Annotated in this window: 15 protein-coding genes; 3 read left to right on the forward strand and 12 right to left on the reverse strand. The window is 73.8% G+C overall.

Annotated elements, in window-relative coordinates; translation table 11 throughout:
- Positions 1 to 372: 372 nt before the first annotated feature.
- The 4 genes from ald to pyrG all read right to left on the reverse strand — a co-directional run bounded on the left by ald (position 373) and on the right by pyrG (position 6364).
- Positions 373 to 1488, reverse strand: coding sequence for an alanine dehydrogenase (gene ald, locus IE109_RS25365; RefSeq protein WP_189553673.1), 1116 nt, complete (start codon positions 1486 to 1488; stop codon positions 373 to 375).
- Positions 1489 to 1630: 142 nt separating this feature from the next.
- The gene (locus tag IE109_RS25370; RefSeq protein ID WP_189553645.1) at positions 1631 to 3688 is read right to left on the reverse strand and encodes a tetratricopeptide repeat protein; all 2058 of its coding nucleotides are present in this window, start codon (positions 3686 to 3688) and stop codon (positions 1631 to 1633) included.
- 261 nt (positions 3689 to 3949) lie between these two features.
- Entirely contained in the window at positions 3950 to 4576 is a 627-nt protein-coding gene (locus IE109_RS25375; protein WP_189553646.1) for an NUDIX domain-containing protein, read from the reverse strand.
- A gap of 138 nt (positions 4577 to 4714) precedes the next feature.
- On the reverse strand, positions 4715 to 6364 hold the full coding sequence (gene pyrG, locus IE109_RS25380; protein ID WP_189553647.1) for a CTP synthase: 1650 nt from the start codon (positions 6362 to 6364) through the stop codon (positions 4715 to 4717).
- Between the two features lie 498 nt (positions 6365 to 6862).
- Here pyrG and IE109_RS25385 point away from each other — a divergent pair, with 498 nt between their 5' ends.
- Positions 6863 to 8668: a glycoside hydrolase family 15 protein gene (locus IE109_RS25385; RefSeq protein ID WP_189553648.1), complete on the forward strand. Its 1806-nt coding sequence runs from the start codon at positions 6863 to 6865 to the stop codon at positions 8666 to 8668.
- Here IE109_RS25385 and IE109_RS25390 read toward each other — a convergent pair.
- A complete protein-coding gene (locus IE109_RS25390; RefSeq protein WP_189553649.1) occupies positions 8665 to 10281 on the reverse strand; it encodes a flavin monoamine oxidase family protein in 1617 nt (538 codons plus the stop codon). The two genes, IE109_RS25385 and IE109_RS25390, sit on opposite strands and share 4 nt — an antisense overlap.
- Positions 10282 to 10292: 11 nt before the next feature.
- The gene (locus tag IE109_RS25395; protein WP_189553650.1) at positions 10293 to 11822 is read right to left on the reverse strand and encodes an APC family permease; all 1530 of its coding nucleotides are present in this window, start codon (positions 11820 to 11822) and stop codon (positions 10293 to 10295) included.
- A gap of 159 nt (positions 11823 to 11981) precedes the next feature.
- Between IE109_RS25395 and IE109_RS25400 the strand changes: the two genes are divergently transcribed.
- Positions 11982 to 13631, forward strand: a complete 1650-nt coding sequence (locus IE109_RS25400; protein ID WP_189553674.1) for a PucR family transcriptional regulator — start codon at positions 11982 to 11984, stop codon at positions 13629 to 13631.
- 72 nt (positions 13632 to 13703) lie between these two features.
- Here the strand turns inward: IE109_RS25400 and IE109_RS25405 are convergent, their stop codons facing one another.
- The 6 genes from IE109_RS25405 to IE109_RS25430 form a co-directional block, all read right to left on the reverse strand.
- A complete protein-coding gene (locus IE109_RS25405; protein WP_189553651.1) occupies positions 13704 to 14804 on the reverse strand; it encodes a glycosyltransferase family 4 protein in 1101 nt (366 codons plus the stop codon).
- Between the two features lie 90 nt (positions 14805 to 14894).
- Positions 14895 to 15635: a hypothetical protein gene (locus IE109_RS25410; RefSeq protein WP_189553652.1), complete on the reverse strand. Its 741-nt coding sequence runs from the start codon at positions 15633 to 15635 to the stop codon at positions 14895 to 14897.
- Between the two features lie 165 nt (positions 15636 to 15800).
- On the reverse strand, positions 15801 to 17519 hold the full coding sequence (recN, locus tag IE109_RS25415; protein ID WP_189553675.1) for a DNA repair protein RecN: 1719 nt from the start codon (positions 17517 to 17519) through the stop codon (positions 15801 to 15803).
- A 190-nt stretch (positions 17520 to 17709) separates the two neighbouring features.
- Positions 17710 to 18636, reverse strand: a complete 927-nt coding sequence (locus IE109_RS25420; protein WP_189553653.1) for an NAD kinase — start codon at positions 18634 to 18636, stop codon at positions 17710 to 17712.
- Positions 18633 to 19448: a TlyA family RNA methyltransferase gene (locus IE109_RS25425; protein ID WP_189553654.1), complete on the reverse strand. Its 816-nt coding sequence runs from the start codon at positions 19446 to 19448 to the stop codon at positions 18633 to 18635. Before IE109_RS25425 ends, IE109_RS25420 begins: the two co-directional genes overlap by 4 nt.
- A gap of 7 nt (positions 19449 to 19455) precedes the next feature.
- Positions 19456 to 19749 (reverse strand): hypothetical protein, encoded by a 294-nt coding sequence (locus IE109_RS25430; protein ID WP_189553655.1) that lies wholly within the window; start codon positions 19747 to 19749, stop codon positions 19456 to 19458.
- Between the two features lie 42 nt (positions 19750 to 19791).
- Between IE109_RS25430 and IE109_RS25435 the strand changes: the two genes are divergently transcribed.
- Entirely contained in the window at positions 19792 to 20139 is a 348-nt protein-coding gene (locus tag IE109_RS25435; RefSeq protein WP_189553656.1) for an SCP2 sterol-binding domain-containing protein, read from the forward strand.
- The last annotated feature ends 53 nt before the right edge of the window (positions 20140 to 20192 follow it).

A 20192-nucleotide genomic window follows, 5' to 3' on the forward strand; every position in this document is an offset into this window, starting at 1 on the left:
CCAGGAGTAAATGTCGACTCATTCACAAGTCGTCTTACCTCCTTGGATGTGACCAGGAAACTTATCGATAGGTCAGCGTGGCACCATGCCGACGGTTTGCGACTCTATGGCGTGTCACCGCTCCGCAGCAACACAATCGCCCGGACACGGGCCGATGTGTCGGCAAAGAAACAGTCCCGTGTCAAGGGCGCACGGCCATGCATCGACACGTTTCCCGGGTGTGCGAAACGGTTAAAGGGTTACGTTCGAGACGACTTGAGCGAGGGTCAGCGGGTGGCCGGACACACGTCCGGCCGGACCTCGTCGTGCAAGGTCCGGCCGGATGTGTGAGGTTGACGGCAACCGTTGACGGTCGGCCGGTGGGGCCGCGGGTCAGCCGATGAGCGAGCCGAGTTCGAGGTGCTCCAGGCCGTGGGCCTCGGCGACCTCCTTGTAGACGACCTTGCCGTCGTGGGTGTTGAGGCCCTTGGCCAGGGCGGCGTCGCGGCGCAGCGCCTCGACCCAGCCGTTGTTGGCCAGCGACACGATGTAGGGAAGCGTGGCGTTGGTCAGCGCGTAGGTGGAGGTGTTCGGCACCGCGCCCGGCATGTTGGCGACGCAGTAGAAGACCGACTCGTGCACCGTGAAGGTCGGCTCGGCGTGCGTGGTGGGACGGGAGTCCTCGAAGCAGCCGCCCTGGTCGATCGCGATGTCGACAAGGACACTTCCGGGCTTCATCCGGGAGACGAGTTCGTTGGTGACCAGCTTCGGGGCCTTGGCGCCGGGGATGAGCACCGCGCCGATGACGAGGTCGGCCTCCAGTACGGCCTTCTCCAGCTCGAAGGAGTTGGACATGACGGCCTTGACCTTCGTGCCGAAGATCTTGTCGGCCTCGCGGAGCTTGTTGATGTCGCGGTCGAGCAGGGTCACCTCGAAGCCCATGCCGACGGCGATCTGGGTGGCGTTCCAGCCGGAGACGCCACCGCCGATGACGACGGCCTTGGCCGGGATCACGCCCGGGACGCCGCCGGGCAGGACACCGCGGCCGCCGGCCGCGCGCATCAGGTGGTAGGCGCCGACCTGCGGGGCCAGCCGGCCCGCGACCTCGGACATCGGGGCCAGCAGCGGCAGGGCGCGGTTCGCGGTCTCGACCGTCTCGTAGGCGATGGCGGTGGTGCCGGACGCGATCAGGGCGTCCGTGCACTCACGGGAGGCCGCGAGGTGCAGGTAGGTGAAGAGGGTCTGGTCCTTGCGGAGGCGGTGGTACTCCTCGGCGATCGGCTCCTTGACCTTGAGCAGCAGGTCGGCGGTGGCCCAGACCTCGTCGGCGGTCGGCAGGATCTGCGCGCCCGCGGCGACGTACTCGTCGTCCGTGATCGAGGAGCCGACACCGGCGTTCTGCTCGACGAAGACCTGGTGCCCGTTGCGCACGAGCTCGTGCACACCGGCGGGGGTGATGGCCACCCGGAACTCGTTGTTCTTGACCTCGCGGGGGATGCCGACCTTCACGTCGATCACGGTCCTTGGCTTTGGGGGTACGGGGGCAATGCAATACATACCCGGATGCACTGGACGCACCGGGATAGACCGCGGTCAATCGCGGCTCGCCCAGTCTATTGAAGGGTCTGTCGTTGTCTAGCCTTGCAAAGCATTAATCTTTGGCTGAAGCACTGCGGATTTCGTAGGCAGTGCGCGGGGCGGAGCTTCCGGTTCCCAGCAGCTGGTCGGCGGCGGCGCGGTGCAGCCGGGCCGCGGCGGGATCGCCGAGCCGGTCCAGGGTGTCCGCCAGCCGCAGCTGGAGCGCCGCGAGAAGCCGCACGTCCTTGGCCCGGCGGGCCCATTCGACGGCCTCCTCGCAGGTGCGCAGCGACTCCTGCGGCCGTCCCGCGTACTCCTGGACCCGGGCCGCCTCGCTCAACGCCCGCGCGTGGCCCGCCGGATCGCCGAGGCGGCGATATCCGGCCGCGGCGGCCCGCCAGTTCCTCAGCGCCTCGCCGTACCGGCCCTCATAGGTGTGTACGGCGCCGAGCCTGCCGTACAGCCGCGCCTGGTCGGCCCGCTCGTCGCGGGCGAGGCGCTGCGACAGGGCGCGCCCGTACCAGTCGGCGGCCCGCTGCCAGTCCCCCAGCTCCTGGTGGGCGCCGCCTACGGATTCCATCGCGCGGCTGATCGCGTACGGGTCGTTGGCGAGCCGCCCGGCGTCCAGTGCGGCCCGGTAGCGGACCAGCGCGTCGGTGGTACGGCCGGTCCGGGCGTCCAGGTCGGCGAGGTTCAGCAGGGCGGCGGCCCGCTCGCGGTGCAGCCCGCGCCGCTCGGCGACGTCCAGGACCAGCTGGTGCAGCCCGTACAGCTCCGGCGCGGCCTCCTCGGTGCCCCGATGCGCGGCGAGCGCCCGGACGAGAGCGGCGACCAGGCGCCGGGCGAGGGTGTCCAGCTCCCCGTCGGCGACGGCCACCCGGGCGGCGGCCAGCAGCGCGGGCTGCCGGGTGCGCAGCCACGCGGCGGCGGCCTCGGGGCCGGAGAAGCGCAGGGCCCGGGGCAGCCCGGCGAGCTTGCGCCGCGCCGGCGAGCCCTCCGGTTCGGTGACCGCGCGGCAGGACTGGAGCAGCCGCACCGTCCGCTCCAGCATCCGCGCCCGGGCCAGCTGCACCTCGGCGGGCCGGTCCTCGGTGTCGAGCAGCTCCCGCAGCAGGGGCATCAGGCAGCCGGGCACCTCGTAGCGCTCGTCGTCCGCCTCGTGCACGAGCCCGGAGGCGGCGAAGCCCTCCAGCGCGGTGCGGGCGGCGGACACCGAGCAGCCGGCCAGCGCGGAGGCGGTGTGGGCGTCGGCGGTGCCGTCCGGAGCGAGGGCGAGCAGGCGGAGCATCCGGGCGGCGGGCGCCGGCAGCGCCTCGTACACCAGGCGGAAGGCACGGGCCAGCGGGCGGGCGGCGACCGGGCGCTCGGGCTCGTCGGCCAGGGCGCGCAGCCGTTTGGTCAGGTCGGCGACGGACGACATGGGGCGGGCGGCGAGCCAGCCGCCGGCCAGCACCAGGGCGGCGGGCTGGCCGGCGCACAGTTCGGCGAGCGTCTCGGCGGCCTGGGGGTCGACGGTGATCCGCACCGAGCCGGTGTAGCCGTCGAGCAGCTCGATGGCGGACTTGGCGTCCAGCCCGCCCACCGTGCAGGGCCGTACCCCCGGGATGCCGGTGAGCGGGCCCTGCGCGACGGCCACGACCAGGCAGTCGGGGTTGTCGGGGAGCAGCGCGTCGACCTGCTCGGCGCTCGCGGCGTCGTCCAGCAGGAGCAGGACGCGCCGCCCGGCGCACGCGCCCCGCAGCAGCTGGGTCAGTTCGTCCTCGCCGGCTCCGGCGGGCGCGGGGACGCCGAGGCGGTCGAGGAGCTCGCGGGCGGCCCGCTCGACCGGCACCGGCTCCCCGCCGGGCTCGGTCAGCCGGGCCCGCAGGACGCCGTCGCGGTAGCCGCGGGCGAGGTCGCCGACCAGCTCCTCGGCGAGCGCGGTGCGGCCGCTGCCGGGGCGGCCGGCGATCAGGAGGACCCGGGCGCGCGGGGAGGGCCGCCCGGCGAGCGTGTCGAGTCCGGCGCGCGCGATGTCGGCCCGCAGCTCCTTGAGCTCGCGCGCCCGTCCGTAGAACCGGCGGCGCCCGGGCCGCGCACCGGACCGGTCCGCACCGCCCGCGCCGCCGAAGTCCACCGCCTGATCCGTCACGGGCCACGCTCCCGTCCGCTGCGCACGTGCTGATCCCGCCGGGTCCCCAGGCGGGCGATCCGAGCGTAGTTCAGCCACCGTGCCCCGCCCGGCCGAGCACGGCGGGCGAGTCCCTCAATCGGATCAGCCGATCGTCACACCGCAGGGCCGTTCGGTCTCTTTCCCGAACGGTCCCCCGGCACACCCCACCCGGCACACCCGACCCGGCACACCCGACCTCGCACACCCGGCCGGACAGACCCGGTCCGGCCCCGCGCGGTCCTACGCCTCGAACGGGCGGGCCGGCCAGGGGGCCTCGGCGGGGCGCAGGGCCTCCAGGCCGTCGCCCGCGCGGGCGGCGAGGACCGACAGGACGCCCACCACCAGGCAGGTGTTGTGCAGCTCGCCCGCCAGGATCCCGCGCGCCAGCTCGTCGAGCGGCACCCGCGCGAGCTCCATGTCGGCCTCCTCCTCGGCGACCTCGAAGCGCTCGCCCTCCGCCGCGGACAGCCCGCGGGCCAGGAAGATCCGCACGGCCTCGTCGCAGCCGCCCGGCGTGGTGTACACGTCCGTGAGCACGTGCCACGTCTCCGCCTTGACGTGCGCCTCCTCGTACAGCTCGCGCACCGCCGCGCTCAGCGGGTTCTCGCCGGGCACGTCCAGCAGGCCGGCCGGGATCTCCCACAGCTTGTGCCGCACCGGGTGGCGGTACTGGCGCAGTACGAGGACCCGGTCGTCGTCGTCGAGGGCGAGGACCGCGACCGAGCCGGGGTGCACCTGGTAGTCGCGGCGTACGACGGTCCCGTCCGGCATGACCACGTCGTCGGTGCGGACACTCGTCTTGTTGCCCTTGAACGGCTCGGCGGTCGCGGTGACCCGCCACTCCTCGGGCGTGTCCTTGATGGTCATGAAGACGTCCCTCCTCGTACACAGACGTACACAGAAAACCGGGGCACGCTGCCCTGTCGGGCCCGTACCCCGGTCCACCGTATAGCCACGGGGTGTCTCGCCGATCATGACGGGCTGATCGGCGGGACGCCCCGCGCGTCACTTGCCCGTCTTGCGCTCCACGGCCGCCTTGACCAGGCCCGCGAAGAGCGGGTGCGGACGGGTCGGGCGGGAGCGGAGCTCCGGGTGCGCCTGGGTGGCGACCAGGTAGGGGTGCACCTCGCGCGGGTACTCGACGTACTCGACCAGCTTGTTGTCCGGGGAGGTGCCCGAGAAGACGATGCCCGCCTTCTTCTCCAGCTCCGCGCGGTAGGCGTTGTTCACCTCGTAGCGGTGCCGGTGCCGCTCGTCGACGTACGGCTGGTCGCCGTAGACCTCGCGGACGATGGAGCCCTCGGCGAGCTTCGCCGGGTACAGGCCCAGACGCATCGTTCCGCCCAGGTCGCCGGCGCCCTCGACGTACGCCAGCTGCTCCTCCATCGTCGAGATGACGGGGTGGGAGGTGGCCGGGTCGAACTCGGTGGAGTTGGCGTCGGCGATGCCCGCGAGGTTGCGCGCGGCCTCGACCACGATGCACTGCAGGCCCAGGCACAGGCCCAGCAGCGGGATCCTGTTCTCCCGGGCGTACTGGATGGCGCCGACCTTGCCGTTGACACCGCGCTCGCCGAAGCCGCCGGGGATGACGATCGCGTCGACGTCGCCGAGCTGCTTGGCCGCGCCCGCCTGCGTCTTGCAGTCGTCGGAGGTGACCCACTTGACCTTGACGCGGGCCTTGTTGGCGAAGCCGCCGGCGCGCATGGCCTCCGTCACCGACAGGTAGGCGTCGGGCAGGTCGATGTACTTGCCGACGAGGGCGACCGTGACCTCGTGGTCGGGGTTGTGCACGCGGTCCAGCAGGTCGTCCCAGGTCGTCCAGTCGACGTCGCGGAACGGCAGGTCCAGCTTGCGCACGACGTAGGCGTCGAGGCCCTCGGTGTGCAGCACCTTGGGGATGTCGTAGATCGACTTGGCGTCGATGGCCGCGACCACGGCGGCCTCGTCGACGTCGCACATCAGCGAGATCTTGCGCTTGATCGCGGTCGGTACGTCGCGGTCGGCCCGCAGCACGATCGCGTCCGGCTGGATACCGATGTTCCGCAGCGCGGCGACCGAGTGCTGGGTCGGCTTGGTCTTCAGCTCGCCGGACGGGCCGATGTAGGGCAGCAGCGAGATGTGCACCACGAAGACGTTGTCCCGGCCGACCTCGTGGCGGACCTGGCGGACGGTCTCCAGGAACGGCAGCGACTCGATGTCGCCGACCGTGCCGCCGACCTCCGTGATCACGACGTCGACGTCGTCGGCCGCCATGCGGCGGATGCGGTGCTTGATCTCGTTGGTGATGTGCGGGATGACCTGCACGGTGTCGCCGAGGTACTCGCCGCGGCGCTCCTTGGCGATGACCTGGCTGTAGACCTGGCCGGTGGTGACGTTGGCCGAGCCGTCGAGGTCGACGTCGAGGAACCGCTCGTAGTGGCCGATGTCCAGGTCGGTCTCGGCGCCGTCGTTGGTGACGAACACCTCACCGTGCTGGAACGGGTTCATCGTGCCCGGGTCGACGTTGAGGTACGGGTCGAGCTTCTGCATCGTGACCCGAAGGCCCCGGGCCTTGAGGAGCGCACCCAGGCTGGAGGCGGTCAGGCCCTTGCCGAGGGAGGACGCGACACCCCCGGTGACGAAGATGTGCTTGGTCGTCGTGGATTTGGGCGGCATGGCCAAGAGGGGGCTCCCGTGGTCGCGTTCTGGAGGTGCGTTCCGGCGTCCGTCCGGAGTGTTCCGGGGGTGCCGTCGCTGCGGTTCGGGGGCCGCCGATTCGAGGTGCGGCGCCCACCGGTCCACGGGCTACCAGGGTATCAGCGACCCAGGGCCCCCGCTTCCGGCCACGCGCGCGCCCGAGCCGGGGGCGCGCCCCCGCTCGGGCCGGACGCCACACAGCGCGCACGCCCGGACACTGCGGGCACACGAACGAGCCGGGGGTTTCGGGTGGGGAGAGGAGGGTCACTCGTTCTGCTCAACAGCTCCACCAGGACGATCACACAGAGGGCCGTCACGCGTCGTATCCTGCTCGGACATCCGCTGCCGAGCCGGCCCCCCACAACGGCACCACCCCCGCCCGAAAAAACGGGAACATCCGCTCGTCGGCGATCCTTGACCTTGACCCCAGTAAGCGCCCCACGGGGGCGAACGTTGCCGTTCGACTGGAGATTGCACGTGGCCGGGCGCATCGAGGACTACGCACTCATCGGAGACATGCAGACCGCCGCCCTGGTCTGCCGGGACGGCACGGCCGACTGGCTGTGCCTGCCCCGCTTCGATTCGCACGCCGTCTTCGCAGGACTCCTCGGTACCGAGGAACACGGTTTCTGGCGGATCGGGCCGGCGCACGCCGACGGCACCGAGCCGCCCGCCGCCGACCGGCGCCGGTACGTCGGTGACTCGCTGATCCTGGAATCGGAGTGGGACGCACCGGGCCGGGGCACGGTCCGCGTGACCGACTTCATGCCCCCGCGTGACGGGGCCCCGCAGCTGGTGCGGATCGTGGAGGGCGTCAGCGGCCGGGTGCGGATGCGGTCCGCGCTGCGCATGCGGTTCTCCTACGGACGCGTGGTGCCCTGGGTGCACCAGGTCGACGGCCGGACGGTCGCCGTCGCCGGTCCGGACTCCATCTGGCTGGACACCGACGTGGAGACGCACGGCGAGGACCTCACCACGTACTCCGACTTCACCGTCAAGGAGGGCGACCGGGTCGCCTTCACCATCAGCTGGCAGCCCTCGCACCACCCGCAGCCGCCGGTGGCGGACCCGATGGGCGCGCTGGAGGCCACGTCGGAGTTCTGGCGCGAGTGGGTCGACCACTGCACCTACCGGGGCCCGTACCGGGAGGCCGTGGTCCGCTCCCTGATCACGCTGAAGGCCCTGACGTACGCCCCGACGGGCGGCATCGTCGCCGCCCCCACCACCTCCCTGCCGGAGGACATCGGCGGCGTACGGAACTGGGACTACCGCTACACCTGGCTGCGGGACGCGGCGATCACCCTCTCCTCGCTGCTGCGCACCGGCTACCGCGAAGAGGCCCGCGCCTGGCGCGAGTGGCTGCTGCGCGCGGTAGCCGGCGACCCGGAGAACCTCCAGATCATGTACGGCATCGCGGGTGAGCGGGAACTGGGCGAGGCCGAGCTCGACTGGCTGCCGGGGTACGAGAACTCCGCCCCGGTCCGGGTCGGCAACGGCGCCGCCAACCAGCTCCAGCTGGACGTCTACGGCGAGGTCACCGAGGCCCTGCACCTGGCGCACATGACGGGCCTGTCCCGCAACGACTACGCCTCGCTGCTCCAGCTGAAGCTGATCCGGTACCTGGAGAACCACTGGGACCAGCCCGACGAGGGCATCTGGGAGGTGCGGGGGCCGCGCCGCCACTTCGTGCACTCCAAGGTGATGGCGTGGGTCGCGGTCGACCGGACGATCAAACTGATCGAGTCGGGGGACGCGGACGGGCCGCTGGACAGGTGGCGCGAGCTGCGCGACACGATCCACCGGGACGTGTGCGAGAAGGGCTACGACCCGGAGCGGAACACGTTCACGCAGTCCTACGGCTCGAAGGAGCTGGACGCCGCGCTGCTGCTGATCCCGCAGATGGGTTTCCTGCCGCCGGACGACAAGCGGGTCATCGGCACGATCGAGGCGATCCAGCGGGAGCTGTCCACCGGGGACGGCTTCATCCTGCGCTACCCGACCGAGGGCGCGGACGAGGGCGTCGACGGACTGCCCGGTGACGAGGGCGCGTTCCTGGCCTGCTCGTTCTGGATGGCGGACGACCTGGCGATGATCGGGCGGGTCGACGAGGCCCGGAGGCTGTTCGAGAAGCTGCTGGGGCTGCGCAACGACCTGGGGCTGCTGGCGGAGGAGTGGGATCCGCGCCTGCAGCGCCAGGTCGGCAACTTCCCGCAGGCGTTCAGTCACGTGCCGCTGATCGACACGGCACTGCGGCTGACCGCCTCGGGCGCGTACGGCGGTTAACAGGCGGCCACCACCTCCAGGGCGGCGCGCTCCCCCTCGGTCGCGCCGCCTTCCATGAAGCCCTGGAAGTCGTAGCTGCAGTGCTCCCCACCGATGTGGATGTTGCCCTGCGCGGTTCCCTCGTAGCCGGCGTACCGGTGCAGGTAGCCGACGGGCCAGTACGAGTAGGCGCCGAGGGCGTACGGGTCGTGGTGCCAGGCGGAGAGCTGGGCGCGGCCGGTGAAGGCCCTGGAGGTGCCGGGGAAGAACACGTCGACGGCGCGCAGCCGGCGGGCGGCGAGGTCGCGGACGTAGGGGTCGGACTCGGTGGAGAACGGCCCGGCGGGGCTGAGGCTCCGGGCCAGGGAGCCGCCGTTGTACTGGATGAGGATGCCGCCGGTGCCCGGCTGGATCTTGGTGGTGTCCCAGGTCTGCTGGACGTCGGTGTCGGTGAAGCAGTCGCCGGCCGAGACGCCGGGCCAGGGACCGGTGCCGCGCCAGGGGCGGGTCGCGCACTGGAGGTTGAGCTTGGTGCAGTGGCCCATGCGGGCGTCGCGCAGCAGGTCCCGCATGAGCGGGTCGAACCCGGCCCGGGTGAGGTCGAGGCGCTGGAGCACGGGCAGCGGGACGCACAGGACGGTGTGGTCGGCGGTGACCGTGCGGGTGGTGCCGCCCTCGGTGAAGGTCAGGGTCTGGGTGCCGTCGGTGTTCGCGCGCACGGCGGTGAGCGACCAGCCGGGGCGGAGGGTGCCGGCGGGCAGGGACCTGGCGATGGCGTTCGGCAGCAGGTCGTTGCCGCCGGTGATGTGGTAGCGCTCGTTGGACAGGCCCCAGACGTTGAAGTGGCCGGGGTTGGTCTGGTAGCCCATCAGCAGGACCAGCGCCAGGGACGACTGCCCGGTGGTGTCGGCCCCGTACTCGACGTTGTACGCGACGTCGATGAACTGCCCGAGCGGTGAGGCGTGCCCGCCGGGCACGCGGCTCTCGATCCACTCGTATATCGACATGTCGTCCAGGGCGGTGCCCCGGGGCGTGGACCGGTTCCACGTCACCTCCCCGGCTTCCTGGAGGTCGCGGTGGAGTTGCTGGTAGACGGCCTTGAAGTCCTCGTCGGCCTGGTGGCGCGGGTAGTAGGTGCCGTCGAACCACAGCACCTCCTCGGCACCGGCCGGTCCGCCGCCCAGGAAGTCCTCGACGTTCAGGCCGAAGCGGCGGCACAGTTCCAGGATCTTCTTGTGGCTGGTGTCGATCAGCTCACCGCCGATCTCGGAGGTCTGGCCGTACGCCCAGTGGTCGCGCTGCGTCCACATGCGGCCGCCGACGCGGTCGGGGCGGGCCTCGTACAGCGTGCAGTTCAGGCCCGCGTCCTTCAGGGTGAGGGCGGCGGTCAGGCCGGCGATGCCGGCGCCGACGACGGCGATGCGCGGGGCCGTCGCCCCGGCCGCGCGGGCGGGTGTGGGCCGTGCAGCGACCGCCGTGCCGACCCCGGCGGCGAGGCCCAGGGCGGCGGCGCGGCGCAGCAGTTCGCGGCGGGTGGAGCCGCGGACGGCGGCGACGGGCATGGTGAGCCGGTCGGCGGCGGCACGGTGGGCGGCGATGTCGCGCAGGGCGCGCATCAAGGGGGTACGGGACATGGATCTGCTCCTCAGACGGTCGCGGCGGACTGGTCGGCTGGCTGGTCCGTGGGCTGCTCCGCGCGCTCGGCCGCGTCCTCGAGGACGATCCGGCCGATGATCTCGTAGCGCTCGGGCTGCCGGGCCTTCAGGTAGACGCCCAGTCCCAGACCGCCGAGGAACACGGCGCCGACGATCCACGGGATGAGGGCGAAGAAGAGGGAGTCGGCGGCGAGACCGGCGGCGGTCTCCATGTTGAGCACCAGCAGGACGACGACCGCGGTCATGCCGATCCCGCCGAGCAGGGGTGCGGTGAGGGTCCGGAACCAGTGCCGGTCCTCGGGGTGGTTCTTGCGGAAGTAGCCGATGACGGCGAACGAGCAGAGCGTCTGGACGATCAGGATCGCCATGGTGCCGAGGATCGCCAGCAGGGTGTAGAGGTGGATGTACGGGTCCTGCCCGGTGAGCCAGAAGGCGCCGACGAGGACGACGGCGATGGCGCTCTGTACGTTGGAGGCGATGTACGGCGAGCCGTGCCGGGCGTGCGTGCGGCCGAGCGCCGGGTGCAGGAAGCCCTCGCGGCCGACGGCGTACAGGTAGCGCGAGGCGCACTGGTGGAAGGCCATGCCGCAGGCGAAGGAGCCGGTGAGCAGCAGCCACTGGAAGGCGTCGACGGCCCAGGCGCCGATGTACGACCGCGTCGGGTCGAAGAACAGGTCGAGCGGGCTCGCGGACGCCGACACCTCGACGGCACCGTGGAGGCCGTTGCCGGCGATGGTCATCCAGGAGACGTAGATGTAGAAGAGGCCCACGCCCACGACGGACACGAGGGTGGCGCGCGGGATGACGCGCTTGGGGTCGCGGGACTCCTCGCCGTACATCGCGGTCGACTCGAAGCCCACCCAGGACCAGAAGGCGAAGAAGAGGCCGAGCCCGGCGGAGGTGCCGGTGAAGGCGTTCGCGGGGTTGATCGGCTCGACCGGTATGCCGTCCGGGCCGCCGCCGTTGAGCAGGACCGCGGTGGCGACGGCGAACAGCACGGCGATCTCGGCGACGAGCATCGCGCCGAGCGCCTTGGCGGTGAGGTTGATGTCGAAGTGCGCGAGGACGGCGGTGACGGCGAGCATCGCCGCCGCGTACACGATCCACGGCAGGTCCACGCCCAGCTGGTCGGCGACGGTGGTTCTGGTGAAGTAGGCGAAGACACCGACGATCGACGCCTCGAAGACGATGTACGCCAGGACCGCCAGCATGCCGGAGGCCATCCCGGCGATGCGGCCGAGGCCGTGCGAGATGTAGCCGTAGAAGGCGCCGGCCGCGGTGATCCGTTTCGCCATGGCGACGTAGCCGACGGAGAAGACGGTGAGGACGAGCGTCGCGAAGAGGTAACCGGCCGGGGCACCGGTGCCGTTGCCGAAACCGACGGCGATGGGGAGGTTGCCGGTCATCGCGGTGATGGGGGCGGCGGTGGCGACCGCCATGAACACGACGCCGACGAGTCCGACGGAGTTCGCCTTGAGCCGCTGCACCCGGTGGCCTGCTGGAGTGGGATTCTCTGCCATGGCGGGACACCATCCTCCCGCGTGACGTACGCCACAATCGACAGGCGGTCGCGCAAATGGCGCGCCGACACGACGAGTTGTCGCCCGGTGCCGGGGTCGTCATCGTCCGGTGATGTCCCCGGAACACGGACGCGGGTACCGTCCGGCCGTATGACCTCCATGAACGAGCAGGGCGGTATCACCGTGCAGCGGGCCCTGGAGCTGCCCGGACTGCGCGGGGGGCTCCCTGAAGTGGTCGCCGGGGCGGACCGGCTGCACCGGACGGTGCGCTGGGTGCACGCCGGCGAGGTGCCGAACATCGCCTCGCTGCTGAAGGGCGGCGAGCTGCTGCTGACGACCGGGCTGGGGCTCGGTACGCGGCCGGCCGAGCAGCGGGCGTTCGTGCGGCGGCTGGCGGAACGCGGGATCGCGGCGCTGGTGGTGGAGCTGGGGCCGAGGTTCTCGCGGCTGCCGGCGACCATCGTGGAGACGGCGCGCGCGGCGGGCCTGCCGCTGGTCCAGCTGCACCGCGAGGTCCCGTTCGTGTCGGTGACCGAGGAGGTCCACACCGAGATCGTCAACGGGCACTACGCCCTGCTGCGGCAGGCCGAGGACGTGCACCGGCGGTGCACGGAGGCGCTGCTCGGCGGCGGCGGGGTGCCGCAGGTGCTGGGCATCCTCGCCGGCTTCGCGGCCAACCCGGTGTTCCTGGAGACCACCGACGGACGGCTGCTGTACGCGGCGGGCGGCGGCACGGGACCCGATCCGCTCCAGGTGTGGGAGGGGCTGCGCGGGCAGCGCGAGGCGCGGGAGGCGGGGCCGCCGGCGGGGGCGGTGCTGGTGGACGTGCCGGGCGGCGGCCCGGGCGCGGCGGCGGTACGCGCCCGCCTCGTCCTGCTGGCGGTGTCCGGGGGGCTGCTGCCGGTGCACCGGATGGCGGCGGAGCGCGCGGCGGGCATCCTCGCGGTGGTGCTGATGCAGGCGCGTCAGGAGGAGGAGCTGGCGGCACGGGGCCGGGGCGACTTCCTCACCGACCTCGCGGAGGGCCGCGTCACGGCGGAGGACGCGCCCGCGCAGGCCCGGGTGCTGGGCTTCAAGCCGGGCGACGGCCCGCTGCTGCCGGTGGTGATGCGGCTGGGCGCGGAGGTGCTGCCGTCCGGCAACTGGTCGCTGCTGGCCCGCGCGGTGCTGGAGGAGCTCTCGTCCGTGGGCGTGCCCGTCCTGCTGGGCGTGCGCCCCGTGGAGGGGCGGGTGCCGCTCCTGCTGGGCCTGCGGACCGAGTCGGAGCGGACGGCCGTCGCCGACCGGGTGGCCGCGGCGCTGCGGGCCGGTGTGGCGCGGGCGGGGCTGGTGGGCGTCACCCCGTCGGGCGGCTGGGGGAACCCCTCGGGCGGGTACCCGCCGGTCGTCGTGGTGGGCGTCGCGGGCGGCTGGGCTGCGGCGTCGGCGGGGCTGCGGCACGCGGCGGAGACGGCGACCGCGGCGCGGGGGCTGCCGGACCGGCCGTGGTACGACGCGCGGCGGCTGGACATCGACCTGCTGCTGTGGCGGCTGCGGGAGCATCCGGACCTGGCCGCGTTCGTGGACCGGGCGATCGGCCCGCTGCGGGAACACGACCGGACGTCGCGTCCCGCCCTGCTGCCGACGCTGGAGACGTACCTGGCGCACGCGGGCCGCAAGGCGGAGACGGCACGCGAACTGCACCTCAACCGCCAGACGCTCTACAACCGGCTGGCGCGCATCGGCGATTTGCTGGGCACGGACCTGGACGACCCGCAGACCGTCCTCGCCCTGTCCCTGGCCCTCCGCGCCCGCCGCCACACCCCGTGACCCGGCCGCCGCGCCGACCCGGCGGCCCGGCGGCCCGGTGACCCGCCCTGTCCGACTGGCCGCGGTGATCCGTCAGGCCGTACGGGGGCGGCGCGGCCCCGCGCACAGTTCGTCGTAGACGCTCAGCACCTGCGCGATCGTCTCGTCCTCCGTCGGCCAGGTCGTCGCCTGCATCCGCCCCGCCGCCGCCAGCGCCGCCCGCCGGCCGGGGTCGCCGAGCAGCGCGGTCACCGCGCCGGCCAGGGCGTCCGCGTCCCCGTACGGGATGAGTTCCGCCGCGTCGCCGACCAGTTCCGGGACGCCGCCGACCGCCGTGGCGACCAGGGGCACGCCGAGCCGCAGGGCCTCCTGGGCGAGCGGGGACCGGGCCTCCCACCGGCTGGGGAGCACCGCCACGTCCGCCGCCGCGATCAGCGAGGTGACGTCGGCGCGCCGCCCGAGCAGTTGTACGGGCAGCCCCTCCAGGTCGATCCGCCGTTGCAGCACGGGCCGTTGGGGGCCCTCCCCCGCGACGGCCACCAGCGGCACCGGGTCGTGCCGGAGCCAGAGCCGCGACGCGTCCAGCAGCGTGCGGTACCCGCGGTGCGGCTCCAGCGCGCCGACCGCCACCAGCAACGGCCGGTCCATGACGCCCAGTTCGGCCCTCGCCTTGCCGGCCTCGGACTCGGCGACACCCCCGCGGGGGGCGGGGAACGAGACGGGCCCGAGCCGGGCGTCGCGGGCCCCCCGGCGCCGCGCGCGGTCGACCAGCTCGGACGACGTGCCGAGCACAACGGCCGCGGCCCGTACGGTCCTTCGCTCCATCAGCCGCAGCAGCCTGCCGCGGGCGCCTTCGGCGTGCGTACGCGTGTGCCAGGTGACCACGAGCGGTACGCGCTGCTGCCCGAGCGCCAGCCCCGCCCGCACCGAAGCGTGCAACCCGTGGGCGTGCACCACGTCCGCGCCCGCGCACGCCCCGCGCAGCGCGCCGATGGCGACCGGGTCGCCCCGCCGCGGCACGGGCACGAACCGGGCACCGGTGGCGACGAAGTCGTAGTCGTGGTCGAGTTCGGCAGGGGCGCACACCGTCACCCGTACGCCCCTCGCCACGAGCCCGGCGGCCAGTGATCTGACGTGAGCGCTGCTGCCCGCGCTGCCGCCACCCAGCACCTGGACCGTATGCAGCTGTGTCACGCGCCCAAGAATGCCAGTCCGTACGCACGTTCCGGCACCGTCGGGGCGAAGCGGCCGTGTCGCGAGGCGTAAACCGTCGTCAGTGATCACTCACCCGGGTGAACCGGCGAGGCGGCTGACGGTGTCTCCGTACGCCGCGACGGCGACGAGCCCGGCGGCGTGGGCCGCGAGACCCGCCCTCCCGGCGGCGGCGGCGATCGCCGTACCGAGGACCGCGCCCAGGGCGTGGGCGCCCGCGTCACCGAGCATGGTGCGCTCACCGAGGTCGTCGGCGGCGACGGCCGCCGCGGCGCCCATCGGGGCGGCGGCGAGGCGGCCCCGCGCCAGGCCCGGCACACCGACCGCGAGCACGGTGAGCACCGCCCGGCCGGGGCGCACGTCCACGAGGTTGACGAGGTGGGCGGTACCGGCGATCACCACGCCCGCGAGGACCCGGTCGACGGGCCGCTCCTTGAGCAGCGCGCCCGCGACGAGCCCGGCGGCGCCGATCCCGAAGAGCTTGACCGCCCCGCTGGTGACCTCGCCCTCCCGCAGGGCACCCAGGTGCGCCCGGAAACCCCGCCGGTGGTCGCCGTTGACGTCGTCGTACGCCCCGCAGGCCCCGGCCACCAGTCCGGCCACCGCGGCGGCGGCCCGCTCCCGCCGGCCGGCGCCCGCGGGCAGGGCCCCGAGCACCGCGCCCACGGCGGTGGCGGGGCCGGCGTACAGGTCGACGGTCCGCCCCGCGTGGTTCTTCCGCTCCCACCGCTCGTCGCGCCGCCGCCGCAGCCCCGCGTACACGGCGCGGGTGGCTCCGGCGGCGAGCCCGAAGGCTCCGACAGTCCTGATCATGTCCACCACCCTAACGACCGCACACCCCCGTCCGGGCGGTCGTTCCCCGGGGCGATGGGCCACCCCCGGCGGCGGCGCGCCGTCGCTGCGCCCCGCCGGCGGACGGGCCGGGACCTCCCGGGCCCCGGACGTCCCGGCACCCGGACACCGGAGGCGTCGTGGGCGTCAGGCGTCCGCCCGCGCCGTCGCCAGCAGCTCCTCCGCGTGCGCCCGGGCCGTCTCGGAGTCCTCCTGACCGGCCAGCATCCGCGACAGCTCACGGACCCGGTCCTCGCCCTCCAGCACCGTGACGCCCGAGCGGGTCACCGACCCGTCGCTGGTCTTCTCGACCAGCAGCTGCCGGTCCGCGAAGGCCGCGACCTGCGGCAGGTGCGTGACGACCACCACCTGCGCCGACTTGGCGAGCTTGGCCAGCCGCCGCCCGATCTCCACCGCCGCCTTGCCGCCGACACCCGCGTCGACCTCGTCGAAGAGGTACGTCGGCACCGGGTCCGTACCGGCGAAGACCACCTCCACGGCGAGCATCACGCGGGACAGCTCACCGCCCGACGCGCCCTTGGCGATCGGCCGGGGCGGCGCGCCGGGGTGCGGGGCGAGCAGCAGCTCGACCTCGTCGGCACCGGCCGGCCCGTAGGCGACGGTCCGCCCGCCGACCTCCACCCCCTCGGGGTCGTCGGTCTGGCGGATGTCGAACGACACGCGGGCGTGGGGCATGGCCAGCGACGCCAGCTCCGCGGTGACGGCGTCCGCGAACCGGGCCGCCGCCTCGGTCCGCGCGTCCGTCAGCGCCTGGGCGAGCCCCGACAGCTCGGCGCGCAGGGCGTCCCGCTCGGCCGTCAGCTCGCCGATCCGGTCGTCGTCACCGTCCAGCTCGGTGAGCCGGGCGGCGCCCTCCTCCGCCCAGGCCAGGACGGCGGCGACGTCGGTGCCGTACTTGCGGGTGAGCGCGGTCAGCGCCGCGCGGCGCTCCTCGACGGCCGCCAGGCGCCGGGGGTCGGCGTCCAGGTTGTCGGCGTACCCGGCGAGTTCCGTCGCCACGTCCGCGAGGAGGATTGAGATCTCGCCCATCCGGTCGGCGAGCGCGGCCAGCGCCGGGTCGTGGGCCCGGACGGCGTCCAGCGCCCGCTGAGCGCCCGCCACGAGGGTCGTGGCGTCCAGCACCTCCGGGTCCTCCGGGTTGCCCGCCAGCGCCCCGTGGGCGAGCGCCGCGGCGGACGCGAGGGCCTCGGCGTGGCCGAGCCGCTCCGCCTCCGCGGCCAGTTCGGCGTCCTCGCCGGGGCGCGGCTCGACCGCCTCGATCTCGGTGAGCCCGAAGCGCAGCAGGTCCGCCTCCTGCGCCCGCTCCCGGGCGCGGGTGGTCAGCTCCTCCAGCTGCGCGGTGACGGCGCGCAGCCGCCGGTAGGCGTCGCTGTACTTGCCGAGGGGCACGGCGACGGCGTCGCCCGCGTACCGGTCGAGCGCGCCGCGCTGCCGGGCGGGCTTGAGGAGGCCCTGCTGGTCGGTCTGGCCATGGACGGCGACGAGCTCGTCGGCCAGTTCGGCCAGCACGCCGACCGGCACCGAGCGCCCGCCCAGGTGCGCCCGGGAGCGCCCCTCGGCCGAGATGGTGCGGCTGATGAGCAGCGCGCCGTCGTCGAGTTCCGCGCCCGCCTCCTCGGCCCGGACGGCGACCGCGGCGCCGGGCGGCACGCTGATGCGGCCCTCGACGACGGCGGACGGCGAACCGATCCGCACCAGGGCGGGGTCGGCGCGCCCGCCGAGCAACAGTCCGAGGCTGGTCACGACCATGGTCTTGCCCGCGCCGGTCTCACCGGTCACCGCGGTGAAACCGGGTGACAGCTCGACCACCGCGTCGTCGATTACCCCGAGCGACCGTATCCGCATCTCCTCCAGCACGGAGAAGACCTTACGAGGTCCGGGGCCCGCTGTGCGACGGCCCCCGCCCCGCGTCGCCGAACCCACAGGTCGTGGCCCGGTCACGACGCTGCTCCGTCACCCGCCGGAGTGGGGCCGCCACGGCCCGGCCGACCCGCCGGCGGACCACCGGAATCCCGGGGCCGCGCCCGGCGCGGCGTCAGCGCGGGGCACCCCGCCAGCCCGAGACCGGCAGCGCGAACTTGGCCACCAGCCGGTCGGTGAACGAGGCGTGGTGCAGCCGGGCCAGGCGTACCGGCACCGCTCCCCGGCGGACCTCCACCCGCGCCCCCGCGGGCAGTTCGACGGTGCGCCGCCCGTCGCACCACAGCACCCCGTCGGGGGTGTGCGGCTCGACCTCGACCGCGAGCACCGAGTCCGGCGTGGTCACCAGCGGCTTGGCGAACAGCGCGTGCGCCCCGATCGGCACCATCAGCAGCGCCTCCACCTCGGGCCAGACCACCGGCCCGCCGGCCGAGAAGGCGTACGCCGTGGAGCCGGTGGGCGTCGCGCAGATCACCCCGTCGCAGCCGAAGCCGGTCACCGGCCGGCCGTCGATCGCGAGGACGACCTCCAGCATGCGTTCCGGCGAGACCTTCTGCACCGCGGCCTCGTTGAGCGCCCAGTCGCTGTGCAGCACGTCACCGTTGTCGTGCACGGTGACGTCCAGGGTCATGCGCTCCTCGACCTCGTAGGCCCGGGTGACCACCCGGTCCACGACCTGGTCGAGGTCGTCCCGCTCGGCCTCGGCGAGGAAGCCGACGCGCCCCAGGTTGACCCCGAGCATCGGCACGCCGGAGGCGCGCGCGAACTCCGCGCCGCGCAGCAGCGTCCCGTCGCCGCCGAGGACGATCAGCAGTTCGCAGCCGTCGAGCACGTCGGGCGACGCCTCCGGCACCGTCTCCACCGTCGGCGGCAGCGGCAGATCGGCCGCCTCGGCGGCCAGGACGCGTACGCCGATGCCGTTGCGCAGCAGTCCGAGCACCACGAGTTCGGCGCTGCGGACCGCGGCCGGGCGGCCGGTGTGCGCGAGCAGGAACACGGTCCGCGGTGCGGCGTTCGCCGCAAACGCTGTCGATGAACTCAACGAGGTCCCTCCGCCACGGCGCGTTCCACATCCGCCGGATCCAGCGCGGGCGCGCCCGCCCGCAGCCACAGAAAGTACTCGACGTTGCCGGACGGCCCGGGCAGCGGACTGGCGGTCACGCCCAGCACGCCGAGCCCCAGCTCGCCGGCCTGCCGCGCGACGCCCCGCACCGCCTCGGCCCGCAGCTCCGGGCTGCGCACCACTCCGCCGCTCCCCAGCCGCTCCTTGCCCACCTCGAACTGCGGCTTCACCATCAGCACCAGGTCGGCGTCGGGTGCCGTAACCCCCGCCAGAGCGGGCAGCACCAGCCCGAGCGGGATGAACGACAGGTCGCCCACCACCAGATCCACCGGTTCTCCGTCGATCGCGTCCAGCGTCAGTTCCCGCACATTGGTACGGTCCTTGACGGTCACGCGTTCATCGCTCTGCAGCGACCAGGCCAGCTGTCCGTACCCGACGTCGACGGCCACGACGTGCGCCGCTCCGGCGCGCAGCAGGACGTCGGTGAAGCCGCCCGTGGACGCGCCCGCGTCGAGCGCCCGCCGCCCCTCGACCTCCAGCCCGCGCGGGACGAAGGCGGCGAGGGCGCCGGCCAGTTTGTGGCCTCCGCGCGAGACGTAGTCGGGGTCGCCGTCGTCCTGGGCCACCACGATGGCCGCGGCGGTCTCGACCTGGGTGGCGGGCTTGGTGGCGGTGTTGCCGCCGACGGTCACCCGTCCCGCGGCGATCAGCTGGCTCGCGTGCTCGCGCGAGCGGGCGAGCTTCCGGCGCACCAGCTCCGCGTCCAGACGACGGCGTGCGACTCCTGCCACGTTGGGTTCAGCTCCTGTGTTCGTACGACGAGGGCACCGGCGGGGACGCCGGCGGGACGGCCGGGTGCGCGTCCAGCGCGGCCAGCGCCTCCCGCAGCCCCCGGTGTACATCCTCGTACACCTCGAGGTGCCCGTCGGCGGGGAGGTGGTCGGCGTCGGCCAGCCGCTCCAGGCCGGCGTCGACCTCCGGGCGCCCGGTGGGGACGCGCGCGACGCCGAGGGGTGCGGGCGCGGCCGGGTCGCGGGACTCCGCGGGCTGGTCCACGGCGTCTTCCGGTACCTCGGGCATCTCGTCGGTCATGCCCAGACGCTACCTCGAAGGGCTGCGGTACGGTCGGTCGCGATGGCCACGATCGAGGAATGCCGCGCCGCGCTCGACGGACTCGCGGACAGCCTGGCGCGCGCCGGCGGCGCGGTGCGCGGCGCCGCCGCGCTCGACCGCACGCTGAGCTGCCACATCACGGACCTCGGCGTCACCTTCACCGGCCGCCTGGCCGGCGGCCGGATCGAGGTGCTGGACCGGGTGGACGGGCCGCCGCCCGGGCGGGCGGACATCCGGCTGAGGATGTCGGGCGACGACCTGGTGGCACTGGTGGCCGGCGAGCTGGGCTTCGCGAAGGCGTGGGCCTCCGGCCGGGTCGGGCTGGAGGCCGGCTTCCGCGACCTGCTGCGCCTGCGCGCCCTGCTGTAGGGAGCGCCCGGCACCCCGGGCACGCCCGCGCTCCCCGCCCGGCTCCCGCCTCC

Origin of the sequence: Streptomyces lavendofoliae (assembly GCF_014649735.1) — a bacterium.
Classification (GTDB): Bacteria; Actinomycetota; Actinomycetes; order Streptomycetales; family Streptomycetaceae; genus Streptomyces; species Streptomyces lavendofoliae.

Coding starts and splice junctions, on each gene's coding strand:
- IE109_RS25435 (WP_189553656.1), top strand. CDS start 19,792: ATGGCCACGATCGAGGAATGCCGCGCCGCGCTCGACGGACTCGCGGAC.
- IE109_RS25375 (WP_189553646.1), bottom strand. CDS start 4,576: ATGACCATCAAGGACACGCCCGAGGAGTGGCGGGTCACCGCGACCGCC.
- IE109_RS25430 (WP_189553655.1), bottom strand. CDS start 19,749: ATGACCGACGAGATGCCCGAGGTACCGGAAGACGCCGTGGACCAGCCC.
- IE109_RS25395 (WP_189553650.1), bottom strand. CDS start 11,822: ATGGCAGAGAATCCCACTCCAGCAGGCCACCGGGTGCAGCGGCTCAAG.
- recN (WP_189553675.1), bottom strand. CDS start 17,519: ATGCGGATACGGTCGCTCGGGGTAATCGACGACGCGGTGGTCGAGCTG.
- IE109_RS25410 (WP_189553652.1), bottom strand. CDS start 15,635: ATGATCAGGACTGTCGGAGCCTTCGGGCTCGCCGCCGGAGCCACCCGC.
- pyrG (WP_189553647.1), bottom strand. CDS start 6,364: ATGCCGCCCAAATCCACGACGACCAAGCACATCTTCGTCACCGGGGGT.
- IE109_RS25400 (WP_189553674.1), top strand. CDS start 11,982: ATGAACGAGCAGGGCGGTATCACCGTGCAGCGGGCCCTGGAGCTGCCC.
- IE109_RS25390 (WP_189553649.1), bottom strand. CDS start 10,281: ATGTCCCGTACCCCCTTGATGCGCGCCCTGCGCGACATCGCCGCCCAC.